At 52.6% G+C, this 17,695-nt stretch carries 14 protein-coding genes and 4 pseudogenes; 9 read left to right on the top strand and 9 right to left on the bottom strand.

Translation table 11 applies throughout. The features are described 5' to 3' along the window. Positions 1-313 (bottom strand): annotated as a pseudogene (locus ACI2JR_RS26260) (transposase); the annotation flags it as partial. A gap of 62 nt (positions 314-375) precedes the next feature. On the opposite strand from ACI2JR_RS26260, the pseudogene ACI2JR_RS26265 reads away from it, so the two are divergent. From ACI2JR_RS26265 to ACI2JR_RS26280, 4 genes and pseudogenes are all read left to right on the top strand, one after another. Next, positions 376-732: pseudogene (locus tag ACI2JR_RS26265) on the top strand (integrase); the annotation flags it as partial. A gap of 206 nt (positions 733-938) precedes the next feature. Beyond that, positions 939-1,202, top strand: a complete 264-nt coding sequence (locus ACI2JR_RS26270; RefSeq protein ID WP_023339494.1) for a type II toxin-antitoxin system HigB family toxin — start codon at positions 939-941, stop codon at positions 1,200-1,202. Further along, positions 1,199-2,428 (top strand): ImmA/IrrE family metallo-endopeptidase, encoded by a 1,230-nt coding sequence (locus ACI2JR_RS26275; protein ID WP_181247003.1) that lies wholly within the window; start codon positions 1,199-1,201, stop codon positions 2,426-2,428. Before ACI2JR_RS26270 ends, ACI2JR_RS26275 begins: the two co-directional genes overlap by 4 nt. A gap of 76 nt (positions 2,429-2,504) precedes the next feature. Next, positions 2,505-3,576: pseudogene (locus ACI2JR_RS26280) on the top strand (hypothetical protein). Positions 3,577-3,619: 43 nt separating this feature from the next. Here ACI2JR_RS26280 and ACI2JR_RS26285 read toward each other — a convergent pair. Continuing rightward, entirely contained in the window at positions 3,620-3,805 is a 186-nt protein-coding gene (locus ACI2JR_RS26285) for a hypothetical protein (RefSeq protein ID WP_285305749.1), read from the bottom strand. 129 nt (positions 3,806-3,934) lie between these two features. Between ACI2JR_RS26285 and ACI2JR_RS26290 the strand changes: the two genes are divergently transcribed. Beyond that, positions 3,935-4,234 carry a contact-dependent growth inhibition system immunity protein gene (locus ACI2JR_RS26290; protein ID WP_132732024.1) on the top strand — a complete coding sequence of 100 codons (300 nt, stop codon included), beginning with the start codon at positions 3,935-3,937 and terminating at the stop codon, positions 4,232-4,234. A 509-nt stretch (positions 4,235-4,743) separates the two neighbouring features. On the opposite strand, the gene ACI2JR_RS26295 is transcribed toward ACI2JR_RS26290, so the two are convergent. Then, positions 4,744-5,097 carry a helix-turn-helix domain-containing protein gene (locus ACI2JR_RS26295; RefSeq protein ID WP_132732023.1) on the bottom strand — a complete coding sequence of 118 codons (354 nt, stop codon included), beginning with the start codon at positions 5,095-5,097 and terminating at the stop codon, positions 4,744-4,746. Between the two features lie 335 nt (positions 5,098-5,432). Here ACI2JR_RS26295 and ACI2JR_RS26300 point away from each other — a divergent pair, with 335 nt between their 5' ends. Continuing rightward, positions 5,433-6,608, top strand: a complete 1,176-nt coding sequence (locus ACI2JR_RS26300; RefSeq protein ID WP_462479859.1) for an efflux RND transporter periplasmic adaptor subunit — start codon at positions 5,433-5,435, stop codon at positions 6,606-6,608. Between the two features lie 23 nt (positions 6,609-6,631). Next, the gene (oqxB, locus tag ACI2JR_RS26305; RefSeq protein WP_462479860.1) at positions 6,632-9,784 is read left to right on the top strand and encodes a multidrug efflux RND transporter permease subunit OqxB; all 3,153 of its coding nucleotides are present in this window, start codon (positions 6,632-6,634) and stop codon (positions 9,782-9,784) included. A 63-nt stretch (positions 9,785-9,847) separates the two neighbouring features. Here the strand turns inward: oqxB and ACI2JR_RS26310 are convergent. Continuing rightward, positions 9,848-10,326 (bottom strand): annotated as a pseudogene (locus tag ACI2JR_RS26310) (RrF2 family transcriptional regulator). A gap of 345 nt (positions 10,327-10,671) precedes the next feature. Next, the gene (locus ACI2JR_RS26315; protein ID WP_132732019.1) at positions 10,672-11,511 is read right to left on the bottom strand and encodes an oxidoreductase; all 840 of its coding nucleotides are present in this window, start codon (positions 11,509-11,511) and stop codon (positions 10,672-10,674) included. 194 nt (positions 11,512-11,705) lie between these two features. Between ACI2JR_RS26315 and ACI2JR_RS26320 the strand changes: the two genes are divergently transcribed. Both ACI2JR_RS26320 and ACI2JR_RS26325 read left to right on the top strand, forming a co-directional pair. After that, on the top strand, positions 11,706-12,599 hold the full coding sequence (locus ACI2JR_RS26320; protein WP_462479861.1) for a LysR family transcriptional regulator: 894 nt from the start codon (positions 11,706-11,708) through the stop codon (positions 12,597-12,599). A 389-nt stretch (positions 12,600-12,988) separates the two neighbouring features. Continuing rightward, on the top strand, positions 12,989-13,891 hold the full coding sequence (locus ACI2JR_RS26325) for a sugar phosphate isomerase/epimerase family protein (protein WP_462479862.1): 903 nt from the start codon (positions 12,989-12,991) through the stop codon (positions 13,889-13,891). Between the two features lie 72 nt (positions 13,892-13,963). On the opposite strand, the gene ACI2JR_RS26330 is transcribed toward ACI2JR_RS26325, so the two are convergent. From ACI2JR_RS26330 to ACI2JR_RS26345, 4 genes are all read right to left on the bottom strand, one after another. Beyond that, entirely contained in the window at positions 13,964-14,902 is a 939-nt protein-coding gene (locus ACI2JR_RS26330) for a 2-hydroxyacid dehydrogenase (RefSeq protein WP_462479863.1), read from the bottom strand. Positions 14,903-14,963: 61 nt separating this feature from the next. Beyond that, on the bottom strand, positions 14,964-16,286 hold the full coding sequence (locus ACI2JR_RS26335; RefSeq protein WP_462479864.1) for an MFS transporter: 1,323 nt from the start codon (positions 16,284-16,286) through the stop codon (positions 14,964-14,966). A gap of 349 nt (positions 16,287-16,635) precedes the next feature. Further along, positions 16,636-17,490, bottom strand: coding sequence for a sugar phosphate isomerase/epimerase family protein (locus ACI2JR_RS26340; protein WP_132732014.1), 855 nt, complete (start codon positions 17,488-17,490; stop codon positions 16,636-16,638). A gap of 94 nt (positions 17,491-17,584) precedes the next feature. Further along, positions 17,585-17,695, bottom strand: a 111-nt coding sequence (locus ACI2JR_RS26345) for a hypothetical protein (RefSeq protein WP_462479865.1), incomplete at its 5' end; no start/stop codon positions are given.

The following is a 17,695-nucleotide window of genomic DNA, read 5'->3' on the forward strand; positions in this document are numbered from 1 at the left end:
CAGCAACGGCTGTTGTCGCGGATAAAGGCGTACCTCAGTCGGACAGCTTTGCGAAGTACGCCGCGGCTTTTTTTAATATGTCCCGTTCGTCCGTAACCCGCTTCAACTCTTTCTGAAGACGGCGGATCTCGGCCTGAGCATCTGACTGTTCATTATGAGTGGAAGAATCCGGACCGTACTTCTTTATCCAGGCGTAAAGACTGTGAGTGGTGATATCGAGACGTGTTGCAACACTGGAAACAGAATGACCACGATCAACAACCTGTTTGACTGCTTCAATTTTTAACTCTTCAGGATAACGCTTACCGCTCATGGGCACCTCTCTTTAAGTCATCTTAAATGACTCTGAGGTGTCTGTTAAACCTGTGGCGATTCAAAGCCTTGCGAGTATTGGATTCAATGAAAGCCATCAGTGGGCACAGAGAATGGGTTTTCCCCAGTATCAAAGCTCCACTCAATCATATGCATGAACAAACAGCGAATGCGGCCATAATCCGTATGGGCTTTGGTGGAGAGCTTGTAGCCCATGGAATGAGATCTATTGCACGAACGGCCGCAGAGGAGTCGGGTAAGTTCAGGATAGATGTCTTAGAAGCGGCCCTTGCTCACTCGAAGAAAGATGAAATAATTGCCGCATATAATCGCGCAGATTATCTCGCAGAACGAGTGGTTCTCATGCAGTGGTGGAGTGACTATGTTCAGGCTCAAAAGCTAAAAGCGATTGCGGCCTAAGTCGCCCAACTATAAGCATCCCGGCACGCCTATATACATTTGATCTAAATCATATTTGTATTCTTATTAAAGAGCTTTCCATTGATTCTTAGAGTTATGTAGCCATAAAGAGATGAGAACTGGAGGCGACAAGTTCCACTTATGGGAACATTGTATTGACATTCAGAATCACCACACTTATTCTGGTTCCCAAATGGAGAACATCAATGCGACTAATCGGCAAGCAAAGGCTTCAAGTGCTAAGTGGTACTAACCCTGAAACGGATGTTTGGCTTTCCGCTTGGGTTGCAGAGCTCACTAACGCTTACTGGAAAGATGCTAAGGGAGTTTTAGATGCTTTCCCCAGAGCACAGCAGATTGATAATTTGTGCTATGTGTTCTTTGTTCGAGGCATTAAATCGCAGGGCATAAAAGTAACATTTCAGTTTGAAAGGAGCATTGCGGTGATTAACCAGGTGGTATCTAAATGAGTAAACTTACTGAAGTTCGGGTTATTCGAACTGAAGAACAATATCATGCGGCCCTTTCAGAAGTTGAGAGATTACTCAGATTGGATCTTCCTGCAGGATCTGAAGAATCAGAACGTCTTGATTTACTTACAGTTGTTATTGAAAATTATGAAAATGCTAACTATCCAGTAACACCGGTAGATCCAATCGAGGCAATCAAATTCCGAATGGACGAACAGGGCTTACGCCAAGCGGATCTGACCCCATATTTTGGAACAAAAAGTCGTGTATCAGAGGTGTTATCGGGAAAACGTCCTTTAACCGTTGCTATGATCAAAGCCTTATCAATAGGATTAGGTATGTCTCCTCAAACGTTATTGGGCTTAGAAACAGAAACTGGATATGCAAATCGTTCTCCAGTTGAGGAGGTTAATTGGTCAAAATTTCCTATAAAAGAAATGCTTTCCAAAGGTTGGATAGAAAACATTGTCTCGCAAACAAAAACGACAACAGAAGAAAAAGTCAAAAATTTCATTGAGGGTTTGGGTGCGAATTTTTCTACAGCAGCCTTCAAGCGAACACTTAACGGAGAGTCTTACTCACCTACAACTGTTTATAAATTACATGCATGGATTGCAAGAGTGGTCCAGAAAGCCAGGGAAAAAAAACTCGCAACTAAATTTAAGCAAGATTGCATAACTAAAGATTTTTTAAAAGAAATCGCACATTTAAGTTGGTCCGAATATGGGCCTCTATTAGCGGTGGAGTTCTTAGAAAAAAACGGGATTTGTGTGATCATTGAACCTTGTCTGACTGGTACTGCTGTTGATGGGGCTGCTCTGAGGGATATTGATGGTAGACCAATTATTGCACTCACTTTAAGACAAGATCGTTTGGATAATTTCTGGTTTACACTTTTACATGAGTTAGTCCATATCTGGAAACATGCAGATTCTACTAACACATTTATCGATGACATTGAAACACTCAAGAATAGTACAGACAAAATGGAAGCAGAGGCTAATCGAATAGCCAGAGATACTCTCATTCCTCGCGTCATTTGGAAACGGAGTTCAGCTTACTTAAATCCCAGCACAATCACGATAGATGAGCTTTCAAGAGAATTAAGAATTCATCCTGCAATAATAGCAGGAAGAATTAGAAGAGAAACTGGAAAATACAATCAGTTTTCTGATTTAGTTGGTCAAGGTGAAGTAAGAAAGCATTTCCCTAATCATATTTGGTAGACGAGGTGTCTATATGTACCCTAAATATATGCCGATTTTAAAAGCTAAGAAAGGTGAGTTAGATGCCATTAAGTCTATGCTTCCTTATCCCCACGTTATGAGGGACATGCTTCCGATTTTTGAAATCCCATATCTGTCGAAAAAGCAGAGAACAAATAAAAAATACTCTAACATAGGTAATCCAGTTGAGTTTTTTCTAAACAATACAATTAAAACATTGTCCGAAAGGATGCAACATCTCCCCATGGGGATTGATATAAGCAGATGGCCTCCAAACTCTTCTCTTGAAACAGGAGAGCATATTTTGAGTCATCTCACCAGTGCCTTAAGAAATGCTGGGTGCAATATCATTCCTGTCGTCGGTTATGATCGATGGGAAGATGATGAGTATGCAACTACTTTGCAACAATTAGGTACAAGCTATACTGACTTTGTAATTCGGTTAAACTCCTTTGCTTTTGAAGATATGATCGAAGAGGAACCGTTTATTGAAACAATAGAAGGCATTTTAACCTCGCTGGGTGCAATGCCAGAAAATTGCTCGGTAATGATAGATTTAGAAGATATAACTAAAACATCCATAGTTGACCTCAATGAAACAGTACAGAGAGCACTGGATTCATTATACAAGTATAATTTTAAATTTATTTCAATTGCAGGAAGTTCAATAACAAGTGATATTAATGGAATGGTCCCTACCCACAATTCAGAAGGTATAGTTATCCGTAAAGAAGCTAAGGTATGGAAAGCATTCAAAAAATTCCAACCTGATTTAAATTTAGTATTTGGAGATTATGGTATCGTTAATCCCTCTATCGGAGATGACATCATTGCACCCGATGCTAACGGTAAGATTAGATATACTATAGACGATAGCCTTTTCGTTGTAAGAGGCTATTCTCGTGCTACCGGTAAAAAGGGAGCACAAATGCAAGATTTGTGTAAGATACTGGTTTCATCCCCCCATTATAAATGGTGAGAAATTTAGCTGGGGTGATAAAAAGATTTATGAATGTGCCAATGAAGAATTTGTTGGTAATACTACGAATTGGGTATCAATAGACACTACACATCATGTAACTCATGTAGTTGCAGAAGTGAGAGAGTTTGAATTTATTATTCAACACCAACGAGAATTTCAGAAATGATGTTTCAATAAAAGGCCACATGTTGTGGCCTTTTATTTATGAATCAACTTTCGTTTAATGTCCTAACACGTCTTCTTTGCTGGTAATCCTCTTTAATTTTCTGGGCTGCTTTTTCGAAAGCTTGACCTGGCTCACCAGTAAAATAATTGTTAACAGTCAATTTATGGCTATTAGCAAGTGCTTCTTTAGAGGCTGGGACAATGAAAGTTTTATCTTTATTTTTAAACATAAACACCTCCAAGGGTCATCTACCATTTTTTGATTCATGGAAAATGATTTGCTGGCCTAAAATTGAGTTTCTTATAATTAAAGAATACCCTTGTAGTATTTGATCCCGACCCCATAGGACAGGTGGATTATGCAAAGTTTCTATCATCTTGATCAGCTGATTCAGGGTTATTTCAATCAGGATCATGACCTCATAAATGAGGGAGAGGATACTATTGAGGGCACTATTGAACTCTATAAAAAAACAGCCCCCAATTGGATGTTAAAAGAGTTAGCCGAAGAGGTCGATTCTTTCCTTGAGCTTTACGGAGACAGGTTGGATAAGGAGTTCAAAAGCCGGTATGGATTTGATTTTTCACCTGAGTTGTGGGATTCAACCCCATTCGATTTCCTGATGACCGTGCGCAGACTTGCCCTTTCTTCGAAGTAGCTACAGGAAGACAAACCCGCAGCGGCTTAACCGACCTCAGACCGGCAACAGCCGGTCTTTTTCTTTCTAAACATAACTTAATTAAGGAGATCGTTCGTTTGGGTAATGAGTACTCGACGGGAAGTTTTGAGGGATTATCTGTTACAGCGGATAGCATCAATTTCAGATTCATTGGTGATTCTCTCTGGACAAGCAAAACCGTCGACTCACCACGCTTGAGGCTTCCTTTTGGTTCAGATCCGATGGGTGTGAAACGAGAAGCTGGACTGAAAAAATACCTGACAATCTCGGCCACTCCTGCGCCTGAGAAAATTCGATGACGCAATTTTCACTAGAGTGCTGAGCCTTCTGAAGGTACAGACATTGACCCAATGTGAAGAGTCTACTCTTCACTCTTCACTTACTCATCCCTGCTTATCTCTTTGATATGGCGCAAGCCCGGCGGGCTTTTTTGCGCCCTCAGTGTATCCCGTTAAGCCTGAACTTGCTGATGAGCCCTCGCTCCATCCTCAGCTGGAACGCTGGCATGATGGCGCCGCGGCCATGCTACGGCGCCATACGCCCGGTGCCTGGCCGTACTGGCGCTTGAAGCTGCGGTTGAAGGACTGCTGGGAGTCGAAGCCCAGCGCGATTGCCACGTTCAGTATCGGCTCGTCGCTATGGGTTAAGCGCTCGAGCGATTTTTGCAGCTTCTGGGCGCGAATGTATTCGGCAAGGGGATAGCCGGTGTGCTCTTTGAATATCCGCTGGAGATGCCATTTCGAATACCCTGCCCGCCGGGAGACGGTGTTGATGTCGAGACGGCTTTCAAGGTTGTTATCAATCCAGTCGAGTAAATCATGAATAAATGCGTCTGTGCTCATATTGGGTCCCCCTGCGCCGATCGCTAAAAAGTATCTTTGTCTATTGCATTTAAAGGTGGCCCGCTTTTGCATGAATTGCAAGTTTTATTGTTGCATTAAAATCCCTGGCAGAAAAATGTCTTTCTCCTGCGGCGGAAACAGCACATAAAGTGCAACAATTATTCTTGCACTTAGTTTAGCGCCTTCCTACAATCGCCTCGATAGTGTATTCGTGACTGTTACAGTTTTGTGGCGATGAACGACACAAATGGCCTTAAGCCAGCCCGGACAAAGGAAGTGGCGCGGCATCCTTCGCTGCGTCTTGCCCGGCGGCTACAATTACCGGAATAAAAATAATGAGCCTGCAAAAACCTTGGGTTAACTTTTATCTGCGCTTATTGGGGAGCGCACTCATCGCCGCGCTGCTTGCCAGCTGCGATAACAGCGCTGCGCAAAACGCCGCGCCGCAAGCCCCCACCGTCAGCGCTGCCGACGTGGTGGTGAAATCCATTAGCCAGTGGGATAGCTTTAACGGCCGGATTGAGGCGGTGGAAAGCGTTCAGCTGCGCCCACGCGTCTCCGGCTACATCGACAAAGTGAATTACACCGACGGCCAGGAAGTGAAAAAGGGCGAGGTGCTGTTTACTATCGATGACAGAACCTATCGCGCCGCGCTGGAACAGGCGCAGGCGACGCTGGCGAGAGCTAAAACGCAGGCCAGCCTGGCGCGCAGCGAGGCCAGCCGTACCGATAAATTAGTCAACACCAACGTCGTCTCCCGTGAAGAGTGGGAGCAGCGCCGTTCGGCCGCCACCCAGGCTCAGGCCGATATTCGCGCCGCGCAGGCGGCAGTCGACGCCGCCCAGCTTAACCTTGATTTCACCAAAGTCACCGCACCTATCGATGGCCGCGCCAGCCGCGCGCTGATCACCAGCGGTAACCTGGTGACCGCAGGCGACAGCGCCAGCGTGCTCACCACCCTGGTCTCACAGAAGACGGTCTACGTCTACTTTGACGTCGATGAGTCGACCTACCTTCACTATCAAAATCTTGCCCGTAGCGGCCAGGGCGCTTCCAGCAACCACCTGGCGCTACCGGTCGAGATTGGCCTCGTCGGCGAGGACGGCTACCCCCATCAAGGTAAAGTCGATTTTCTCGATAATCAGTTAACGCCGAGCACCGGCACCATCCGGATGCGGGCGCTGCTGGACAACGCCCAGCGTCAGTTCATACCGGGCCTGTTTGCCCGCGTGCGCCTGCCGGGCAGCGCCGAATTTAAAGCCACGCTGATCGATGATAAAGCGGTCCTGACCGATCAGGACCGGAAATACGTTTACATCATCGATAAAGAGGGTAAAGCGCAGCGTCGCGATATCAAGCCTGGCCGCCTGGCCGCCGGTTTACGCATCGTGCAGCAGGGGCTGAACCCTGGCGATCGCGTCATCGTCGATGGTTTACAAAAAGTGTTTATGCCGGGTATGCCGGTTAACGCGAAAACCGTGGCCATGACCGCCAGCACCGCCCTTAACTGATCCCTTACCAGAGAATCCGACGCATGGACTTTTCCCGCTTTTTTATCGACAGGCCGATTTTCGCCGCGGTGCTGTCGATTCTGATTTTTATCACCGGCTTAATCGCCATTCCGCTACTGCCGGTCAGCGAATATCCGGACGTCGTACCGCCAAGCGTGCAGGTACGGGCGGAGTATCCGGGCGCTAACCCGAAAGTGATCGCCGAAACCGTGGCGACGCCGCTGGAAGAAGCAATCAACGGCGTTGAAAACATGATGTACATGAAATCCGTCGCCGGTTCCGACGGCGTACTGGTCACCACCGTCACCTTCCGCCCGGGTACCGACCCCGATCAGGCGCAGGTTCAGGTGCAAAACCGCGTATCGCAGGCCGAAGCGCGTCTGCCGGAAGATGTACGCCGGCTGGGGATTACCACCCAGAAACAGTCGCCAACGCTCACCCTGGTGGTACATCTGTTTTCGCCCAACGGGAAATATGATTCGCTGTATATGCGCAACTACGCCACCTTAAAAGTGAAGGACGAACTGGCGCGCCTGCCCGGCGTCGGCCAAATCCAGATTTTTGGCGCCGGCGAATACGCCATGCGCATCTGGCTGGATCCCAACAAGGTGGCGGCGCGCGGGTTGACCGCCTCCGATGTGGTGACGGCGATGCAGGAGCAAAACGTCCAGGTTTCCGCCGGGCAGCTTGGCGCCGAGCCGCTGCCGAAAGAGAGCGACTTCCTGATCTCGATTAACGCCCAGGGGCGTCTGCACACGGAAGAAGAGTTCGGCAATATCATTCTCAAAACGGCACAGGACGGCTCGCTGGTACGCCTGCGCGACGTGGCGCGGATAGAAATGGGCTCAGGCAGCTATGCGCTGCGCTCGCAGCTTAACAATAAAGATGCGGTCGGGATTGGTATCTTCCAGTCGCCGGGGGCCAACGCCATCGATTTGTCTAACGCGGTGCGGGCCAAAATGGATGAGCTGTCCACTCGCTTCCCGGAAGATATGCAATGGGCCGCCCCTTACGATCCCACCGTTTTTGTGCGCGACTCCATTCGCGCGGTGGTACAAACCCTGCTGGAAGCGGTGGTACTGGTCGTCCTGGTGGTGATTCTGTTCCTGCAGACCTGGCGCGCGTCGATTATTCCGCTGATCGCGGTGCCGGTCTCGGTGGTGGGGACGTTCAGCATTCTCTACCTGCTTGGCTTCTCGCTTAACACCCTGAGCCTGTTCGGGCTGGTGCTGGCCATTGGTATCGTGGTGGACGACGCCATCGTGGTGGTGGAGAACGTCGAGCGTAATATCGAAGAGGGGCTGGCCCCCCTGCAGGCGGCACACCAGGCGATGCGGGAAGTCTCCGGGCCGATTATCGCCATCGCCCTGGTGCTGTGCGCGGTGTTCGTGCCGATGGCGTTTCTCTCCGGGGTGACCGGTCAGTTCTACAAACAGTTTGCGGTGACCATCGCGATTTCAACGGTGATCTCCGCCATTAACTCGCTGACGCTCTCTCCGGCGCTGGCGGCCCTGTTGCTGAAACCGCACGATGCGCCAAAAGACCTCCCTACCCGGCTTATCGACCGTCTGTTCGGCTGGATTTTCCGCCCGTTTAACCGCTTCTTCCACCGCAGCTCGAACGGTTATCAGGGGCTGGTCGGCAAAACGCTCGGACGACGCGGCGCGGTATTTGTGGTGTATGTGCTGCTGCTCTGCGCCGCCGGGGTGATGTTTAAAGCCGTGCCCGGCGGGTTTATTCCCACTCAGGATAAGCTGTACCTGATTGGCGGCGTGAAAATGCCGGAAGGCTCTTCGCTGGCGCGCACCGATGCGGTGATCCGCAAAATGAGCGAAATCGGCATGAATACCGAAGGCGTGGATTATGCGGTAGCGTTTCCGGGACTTAACGCGCTGCAGTTCACCAACACGCCGAATACCGGGACGGTGTTCTTTGGCCTGAAGCCGTTCGATCGGCGTCAACATTCCGCGGCGGAAATTAACGCCGAGATCAACGCCAAAATCGCGCAAATCCAGCAGGGCTTCGGCTTCTCTATTCTGCCGCCGCCGATCCTGGGACTGGGCCAGGGCTCCGGTTATTCGCTGTACGTGCAGGATCGCGCCGGCCTCGGCTACGGCGCGCTGCAAAATGCGGTTAACACCATGTCCGGCGCGATAATGCAGACTCCGGGGATGCATTTCCCGATCTCCACCTATCAGGCCAACGTCCCGCAGCTGGATGTGCAGGTCGATCGCGACAAAGCGAAGGCGCAGGGCGTATCATTGACCGATCTGTTCGGCACGCTGCAAACCTATCTGGGGTCGTCCTACGTCAACGACTTTAACCAGTTCGGCCGCACCTGGCGCGTGATGGCGCAGGCCGACGGACAGTTCCGCGACAGCGTGGAAGATATTGCGAATTTGCGCACCCGCAATAATCAGGGCGAGATGGTGCCGATCGGCAGCATGGTGAATATCAGCACCACCTACGGGCCGGATCCGGTCATCCGCTACAACGGCTATCCGGCGGCGGATCTGATCGGCGATGCCGATCCTCGCGTGCTCTCGTCCGCCCAGGCGATGACCCAACTGGAGGCGATGTCTAAACAGCTGTTGCCAAACGGGATGAATATTGAATGGACCGACCTCAGCTTCCAGCAGGCCACGCAGGGCAATACGGCGCTGATTGTCTTCCCGGTGGCGGTACTGCTGGCATTCCTGGTTCTGGCGGCGCTGTATGAGAGCTGGACGCTGCCGCTGGCGGTGATCCTTATCGTCCCGATGACCATGCTGTCCGCCCTGTTTGGCGTCTGGCTAACCGGCGGCGATAACAACGTGTTCGTACAGGTTGGTCTGGTGGTACTGATGGGGCTGGCCTGTAAAAACGCCATCCTGATCGTCGAGTTTGCCCGCGAGCTGGAACTGCAGGGGAAAGGGATCATGGAAGCGGCGCTGGAAGCCTGCCGCCTGCGTCTGCGTCCAATCGTGATGACCTCCATCGCCTTTATTGCCGGGACGATTCCGCTGATCCTCGGCCACGGCGCGGGCGCGGAAGTCCGCGGCGTTACCGGAATTACGGTGTTCTCCGGTATGCTCGGGGTGACGCTATTTGGTCTGTTCCTGACGCCGGTGTTCTACGTCACGCTGCGTAAGTTCGTCGCTCGCGGCAAACCGGCAGCAGAAGTGCTGCCGGCTTAAGCGGCCGCAGACAACAAAAAACCGCCTTCGGTGAAGGCGGTTTTTTTTGCGCTAAAGGAAAGATTAATGCGCTTTTTTATACAGGGCATCCAGTTCCGGCAGCGGGTCGCAGCCGCTGGTATCGGCCTGTTTTACCTTTTCCAGCGCGCTTGCCACGGTATGGCGGGCTAATACATCCAGAGAAGCCTGCTCCGCTTCATCGGCGATGGATTTGAAGTACCAGCAGGCGTTGGCGCTAACCACGCAGCGGGCCGGCACCTCGGGACGCGATGCCCACAGCTTTTTATCTTCAATCACGGAAACGTAGATATCGCGCAGGGTAATGTGTTCCGCCGGGCGGCCAAGATGAAGGAACCGTTGCGGCCCAGCGTGGAGACGATAATGCCATCGCGGGTGAGCGGAACCATTAATTTGCGGATAAAGCTCGGATTGGCTTCCAGGCCATAGGCCAGAATCGCACTTGTCGAGCGTTGACCCAACTGCTCCGCCATCGCTACGCTGAGAACCATCTGCAAAGCCGTCGGGAAGCGATAATCTAACATTTTATCTTCCTGGGTTGCGGCGAATCTTTTTCTTTTTGGCGCCGCAGAGGTGAATAAGCAATGAACAACAATATAACAAATACGGTCATTTTTTTGAAGCAATCTCCGGGAGATCTGGCGCGTAAAAAATACTTGCCGCAGAGCGACGCATGAACCGCAGCGTAGCCACTCGCGTGCTTCAGGTTGACTCAGCCCGCTAGCACGCCCTATCCGTCGTTTGCATTGACGTTTGCGCTCAACCCCGGTCGACGTGCGGATTATCGCCCAAGCGAAGCGGTTCCCTCCCCCTCGCTGCGCCATTCTCCTTCATCGCCCGGCTAACAGAGGCGATGGGGACCGGGGACACTATTCCCCGAGCGGGAAATCAGCGCTTAATGAAATATCGGCATGGTTCACCAGCTCCGCGAGACGCGCGCTCAGATTGCCGCCAATCTGTTTGTAACCCATCGTTCCCAGCACCAGTCGACGCGGCGGATTCTCCTGTTTCACCAGGTCGACCAGAATCGCCCCGGCCCTGGCCGGATCGCCCGCCTGCTTACCGTTTCGCTGCGCCAACGCCTCACGCATCGCGCCTGCGGTGGCCTGATAATCGTCAATCCGCGTTTCTGCCCTGGCCATCGAACGCCCGGCCCAGTCGGTACGGAACGGTCCCGGCTCAATGGCGGTAACCTTAATCCCCAGATTTTTGACTTCCTGCGCAAGGGCATCCGTCAGCCCTTCCAGCGCGTGTTTGCTGGCGTTATAGACCCCAAGCCCAGGAAAAGCCATCAGCCCGCCGGTTGAGGTGATATTGATAATATGCCCCTGCCGACGTTCGCGCATACCGGGCAGCACGGCTTTCGTGACCGCCAGGGCGCCAAAGAAGTTGACCTCAAACTGATGACGGGATTGCGCCATGCTGGTCTCTTCCACCGCCCCTTCCACGCCGTAGCCGGCGTTGTTGACCAGAACCTCTACCGGCCCGACTTCACGCTCGATACGCGCAACGGTCGACTCCACGGCAGCATCGTCGGTGACGTCAAGCAACACGCCATAGGCGCGGCCGGGAAGGAGATCGGCAAAAGCCTGCCGCTGCTCTTCGGTACGCAGGGTGCCCACCACGCGGTGGCCCGCCTGCAGAGCGGCCTGAGCAATCGCTTTGCCCAGTCCGCTGCTGACGCCTGTAATGAACCATAGTTTACTCATCGCTTTCTCTCCTGCTCGTCGCTACATTTACGGATACGGGTGCAATAAGGCTTTTCCATCCGCGGGTTTGCCATCGACCCTTTTCCACGATCGGGACGCCGCCCGCGCCTTCATTTGCGCAATGAAGTATGGCACTCTCTGTTTGTTGAGATAATCCGCCGTTTCCTCCATAGAGTACTGAGCAAAATTCATCAATGAACCGTATTAGCTATCATGAACTCGGCGTGTTCCTTGCTATCGCGCGCCATAAAAGCCTGCGTCGGGTCGCCGACGAGCTTGGCTGCACGCCTTCGGCATTAAGCCACTCCCTGCGAGCGATAGAAGAGCGGCTTAATCTGCGCCTGTTTAATCGCACAACCCGCAGCATCGCCATGACGGAAGCCGGAGAAAGACTCTTTTCCCGCATCATGCCGGCCTTTCGCGATGTCGATGACGCGCTGGAGGATCTGAATACCTTTCGCGATACCCCCTCGGGGCAGCTGCGTATTACGGCCTCGCACGCGGCCTCGCAAATGGTACTGATACCTCTGGTGACGCGCTTTCTCGCCGTCTATCCCGGCGCCAGCGTGGAGGTCGTCGTCGCGAACGGTTTTGTCGATATGGTTTCCGAAGGGTTTGATGCCGGCGTTCGTCTGGGGGAATCGCTGGCTCAGGACATGATTGCCATTCCTCTCGGCCCCCCGATACGCAGCGCCTATGTCGCTTCAGCCGATTTTTTCAGACGCCACCCCATTCCCGCTGAACCGGAGCAGCTACGCCATTTGCCCTGTATCCGTTTGCGCTTTGAAAGCGGGCGCTACTACCACTGGGAATTTGAGCGTGACGGCATACGGAAAACCATTGAGGTACCGGGCAGATTGACAATCAGCGCCCAGGAGCTGGCTATCCCCGCCGCGCTGGCAGGATCGGGCATCGCGTTTACTTTTGAATCGCAGGTCGCACAGCTGCTGAAAGAAGGGAAGTTAATCCGCGTCCTTGAAGAGTGGTGCCCGACCTACCCCGGCCATTTTCTGTATTATCCCGGTCGTCGCCAGCTACCGGCCACGCTGCGGGCCTTTGTCGATTTCATCAAATCAGAGACCCCCTGACCCTGCGTATGAGCACGGCCTCAGCCTCCTGACGGCCGTCCCTTTTTCACCCGCCCGCTGAGTAGGCCACCTGCCGCCACGATCAAACTTTTGCGCACTATGATAACTCTTGAACCATAGCATTGAACGCGAGCGCCTCCGCAGGTCACGGCGCAAAAAAAATAATAACCACCTTATTTAAAACAATATTTAGCTCATATCTCCTGACTTTACCGCAGAGAGTAAAGTGCGATCGCGGTCAAAATTATGACATAACCCGCGCTCAATGTTTGTTCATATGTTCAATGATCATTAAAATGTTCACTACCAGCAACATCACATCCCGTACGTACCGCAACCGCACATCAGACGTACTCTTTTCTCTTTTATGAGGAGGCAGCGAGAGCATCATGACGACCGAATTGTACCCTTCCGCACATATTGCCGAGCTATTTTTCCCGCTCGCCGGCGATGAAAGCGCGCTTTTGCACGTCATCCGTGAAATCGCCGGTATTGGTTATTACCGCGGTTTTGAAACCGGCATTATTCATCAACCGCAGATAGCGCGGACTATCCGCACGCTAGCAGAACAGAATCAGTTAAGCGTGACCCAGTGGCTCACCTTTGAACTGCTGAAAGACAACCTCAACCTCAGCAGTCTGGATCCCGCGCTACGTGAAAGATCGATCCGCCGCGCCTGTGAACTGGTCCACCTGGCGGCCGACTGCGGTACCCGCAAACTGTCGCTGGTCAGCGGCGCCGACCCCGGCGACGCCCGCCGCGAAGAGGCCAAAAAGGGCTTTGCCGAGGCGCTGGTGCGCATTGGCGAAACCGTCAGGCAGTATGACAACATGCTGCTGCAGGTTGAACCGCTCGATCGCTTTGCGCACAAGTGTCAGCTTATCGGCCCCACTGGCGAAACCGTAGAATGGATGAAGGCGCTGCGGCCAGACTGTCCAAAACTGTATCTTGCCTGGGACAGCGCCCACGTCGCGCTAAACGAAGAAGATCTTATCGAATCGCTAACGACGGCGGCGCCGCTGATTTCACAGCTTCATCTGGCTAACGCCATTCTCGATCCGCAGGCGCAGGGATATGGCGATTACCATATGAAATTCGGCGCGCCGGGCTTCCTGACGACCGCCACCGCGGCGCAAATCATCAGAACCGCACTGCACCTCGCTCTGCCTGAGGAACTCGGCCCGATTTCGCTGGCCGTTGAAATGCGCACCACTGACCAGGATGACCTGTGGGATAATGAGCGACAGTGTCGCGAGTTCCTGCAAAGCGCCTGGCGCGAAGCGCTGCGCTAACCCTTACGCAGATAAGCAAGGGGGCCGCAAAGGCCCCCTTTTTCTTTACCCGCAGAATACCAGACCGTTCGCTTAGCGCGGCGGCGGCACCGGCGTCAGCAATGCCTCGCCGGCATAAAATGCCGCAATGTTATCAATCACCAGTTTCGCCATCGCCGCGCGCGTGGCCCGGGTCGCGCTGCCGATATGCGGCGTGATCACGACCTCATCACGGTTGAGCAATGCCGGCGGGATATGCGGTTCGTTGGCAAAAACATCCAGTCCCGCTCCGCCAAGCGTACCCTGAGTTATCGCTGCGACCAGCGCCTCCTCATCCACCACGCTGCCTCTGGCGATATTGATTAAGATCCCATTCGCACCCAGCGCGGCGAGTACCTCGCGATTGATAAGCTTCTGGCTCTCCTTGCCCGCGCTGGCGCAGACCATCAGCACATCGCTATTTTTCGCCAGTTCCAGTAGATCGGCGTAATACGTGACCTCGCTACTGTTAACGGGATTGCGGTCAAAGCAGGCAATGCGCATGGCAAAACCTTGCGCCCGTCGGGCAACCGCCCGGCCAATGCGGCCGAAACCCACAATGCCCAGCCGCCCGCCGCTGACCTTGGTTGACGGGGGGTAAGCGCCGGATAGCCAGCCTCCGCGTTCAATAAATTTCTGCGCGCCGTTGATCCTCCTCGATACGTTCAACATCAGGGCAATCCCGAGATCGGCAACATCATCGGTTAAAATATCCGGTGTGTTAGTCACCTGAATATTTCGTGAAAAGGCGGCGTGGATATCCACGCCGTCGTAGCCGACACCAAACACAGCAATTAGTTTTAATTCCGGTAACTGCTCAATCAATGAGGATTCAACTTTCGACTCCCCACTGGCTAATATTACCTGAATATCCCCGGCAATGGCCTGCAGGTCTTCGGCTGATAATTTGCTGTATTCATACAAGGTATGGTCACGCGCCAGCTCTTCCGCTAACGACGGCGGTACCTTATCCACTCGTAATATCACTGGCATAACAGAATCCTGTATTTAATAATGATTTTGCGTAGCAATACTCTTAATACGCCGGGAATATTTATTTCTGGAACGACAATTTCCCGTTACTGAGCGGTAACTTATTAAAGTTAATGCACAGGGTCCCCACGGTATAAAACCCGGCACAGACGGCAAAATAGACCAGCACGCTCTCATAGCTACCGGTAGCCTGCAGAATAACGCCAACCAGAATGGGCACCAGAATACCCGCGCAGCTGTTTGCCATATTCATTAATCCGCCGATCAGGCCGACGCGATCTTTCGGTGCCAGAATAGCCGGGAAGCTCCAGTACAGGCTGCCGAACATCATAAAGAATGCCGCGACGGAGAGCAGCGTAACGGCAAGCTCAGGGTCAGTAACCGTTGCCAGAGCATACAGTACGCACAGCCCGACGATACCGGACACGGAAAGCAGGCTCTTCAGCGCCACGTTGTGGCTAACGCCCCTTTTCACCAGGAAATCGGCGAAGAAGCCGCTAAACAGGCATCCCAGCGTCCCCATGATGAAGATGAGGAACGTGGAGTTACCGATAGAGGCCAGCTGTAAACCCTGCGCCTGCGCCAGGTAGCTCGGTCCCCAGGTCAGCAGCCCCCAGTACACCATGCCCCAGGAGGCGCGGCCAATCATGATGGCAACCATGGTAAACCAGCTGATGCCCAGACCCTTTGTCGGCGTGGCGTCATCCACCCCGGCGGCGCCGTTGATATTGCCTGCCGCAATATACGCCACCTCTTTTTGATCCACTTTTGGGTGTTCAGAGGGGCGATCGCGCAGGATTCGCCATGCCACAAAGCCTAACAGCATCGTGAAGAGACCGACGACCACAAAGGTAACGCGCCAGGAGTCCAGCAGCACAATCAGGTGTGCGACGATGATGCCGCCAATCGCCACGCCCAGCGGACTACCGGAGTCCATGATCACCGCGCCGCGTCCCCTCTCTGACTGGGTCAGCCAGGTCGAGCTCAGTTTCGCGCCGCTGGGGGAAACCGGTGCCTCCATCGCCCCTAACCCAATACGGGAAAGGATCAGGCTAATCCCGCCGGTCGCCAGGCCGATAATGGCCTGGAAAAAGCCCCAGCCAAATAGCGCGCCGGTGATCACTTTACGCGGACCGTAGCGATCCAGTAACCCCCCCCCCGGTACCTGTAGCAGGGCATAAGACCAAAAGAAACTGCTAAGGATCAAACCTTGTGTTGTGGGTGAAAGATCGAACTCTTCTTTTATATAAGGCATTCCGATAGATAATGTAATACGATCCATCAGGTTAACAGCCAATAAGAAGAACATAGTTGCAAAGATAACCCAACGGTAATTCGTCGGCTTCTTTGCATTGGATGACGGAGTGAGTGTAGAGTCAGACATAATTAACCTTCGGTTTTAAAAATCGTTAAAAAAATAAAACGCAATTAATCTATGAACCTTGGGTACTCTATGAACATTAGTTACGGATTTTGATTTAACCGAACAAAAGAACAACACCTGAACTTATGATACATGCATCACAACATAGTTACTAAAAGCCGTGTGCGACGCTAATCACACAATATAGAAATATGCATCAGATATTTATTCCTCTCCCTGTTACCAGAGATATAGTCTTAAGTTCATTCTTAATGCATGAAAAAATAACCTGCAATTTGCAAAGAAAATAAAATGCGCCAGAAACTTATTGTCTCTACAACCCGTAGGTTAAGCGCCGGCGCTCTTTTATTTACCGTTCCTGCAAAGGATACCCAAGCCATTTTTCCAGCCTCTCACGCGACTGAATCAGCACCTCAAGACTACGGGCGGGATCGACTGGTGAATCGCCGCGTACAGGATAGCTGTCGCGCTGGCGGTGCATGCGCAAAGGAATTTCCAGGCTACAGGGGATCGCGCGGGCCTCCAGTTCTTTCAGCATCGGCACATAATTCAGCTGCCCGTCCCCCATCGCCGTGAAATGGACTTCGCCATCGCGTACCTGCAGATCCTTCAGATGGCAGTGCTGAGCCCCCGGCAGCATGGCGATAGCCTGCTCAATGGGGTCGACGTCGGGGCACAGCGAAACGATATTGCCCGCATCGACGTTGAAGGCCACCGCCGGGCTGTCGACGGCGTCCAGCAGCCCAAAACCATCGTCGGCCAGACGAAAGACGTCATAATTGGGATCGCCGCCGTTTTCCAGGCATATCACACAGCCATGATCGCTGGCCACCGGCGCAAGCTCACGCAGGTTGGCGATAATACGCGCCCGGTCGGCGCTTCTGCCAACGCAGATGTTGATCCATTTTGCGCCAATCATACTGGCGAAACGGATACGCCGGGTGAACTGGGCAACGGCATCCACGGCGCCCATATTCATGGTCGCTCCCAGCGAATGCGTGCGTAGCTGATGCTTCTCCAGCAGCTCGCGAATATGCCGGGCATTCTCCTCGCCAAAAAGCTCCGGGGGCATATCGCCAACGTAGCCCTGGTTGTACGCCAGCTCGACATAGCGAAACCCGGCTTTTTTTATCGTGCTAAATGCGACATCAGTCTCCAGACCGTCGAACATCGCGGTATTCACGCCAATCACAAGCTTGTTCATGCTGATTCCCTCCTTACCTAAGTCACGGGGCTACCGGCAACCGTTTGCCGCGGGTAGCACAATCTGTTGCCGTCTACGGGCGCACGCGTGCTGCCTACAGTAGCGTTTTTGCTTTCGCCACCACGTTGTCAACGGTGAAGCCAAACTCTGCGAACAGCAGCTCCGCCGGCGCAGACTCACCGAAGGTGGTCATGCCAACGATGGC

Source organism: Klebsiella sp. NPDC088457 (assembly GCF_044900465.1).
Taxonomy (GTDB): Bacteria; Pseudomonadota; Gammaproteobacteria; order Enterobacterales; family Enterobacteriaceae; genus Klebsiella.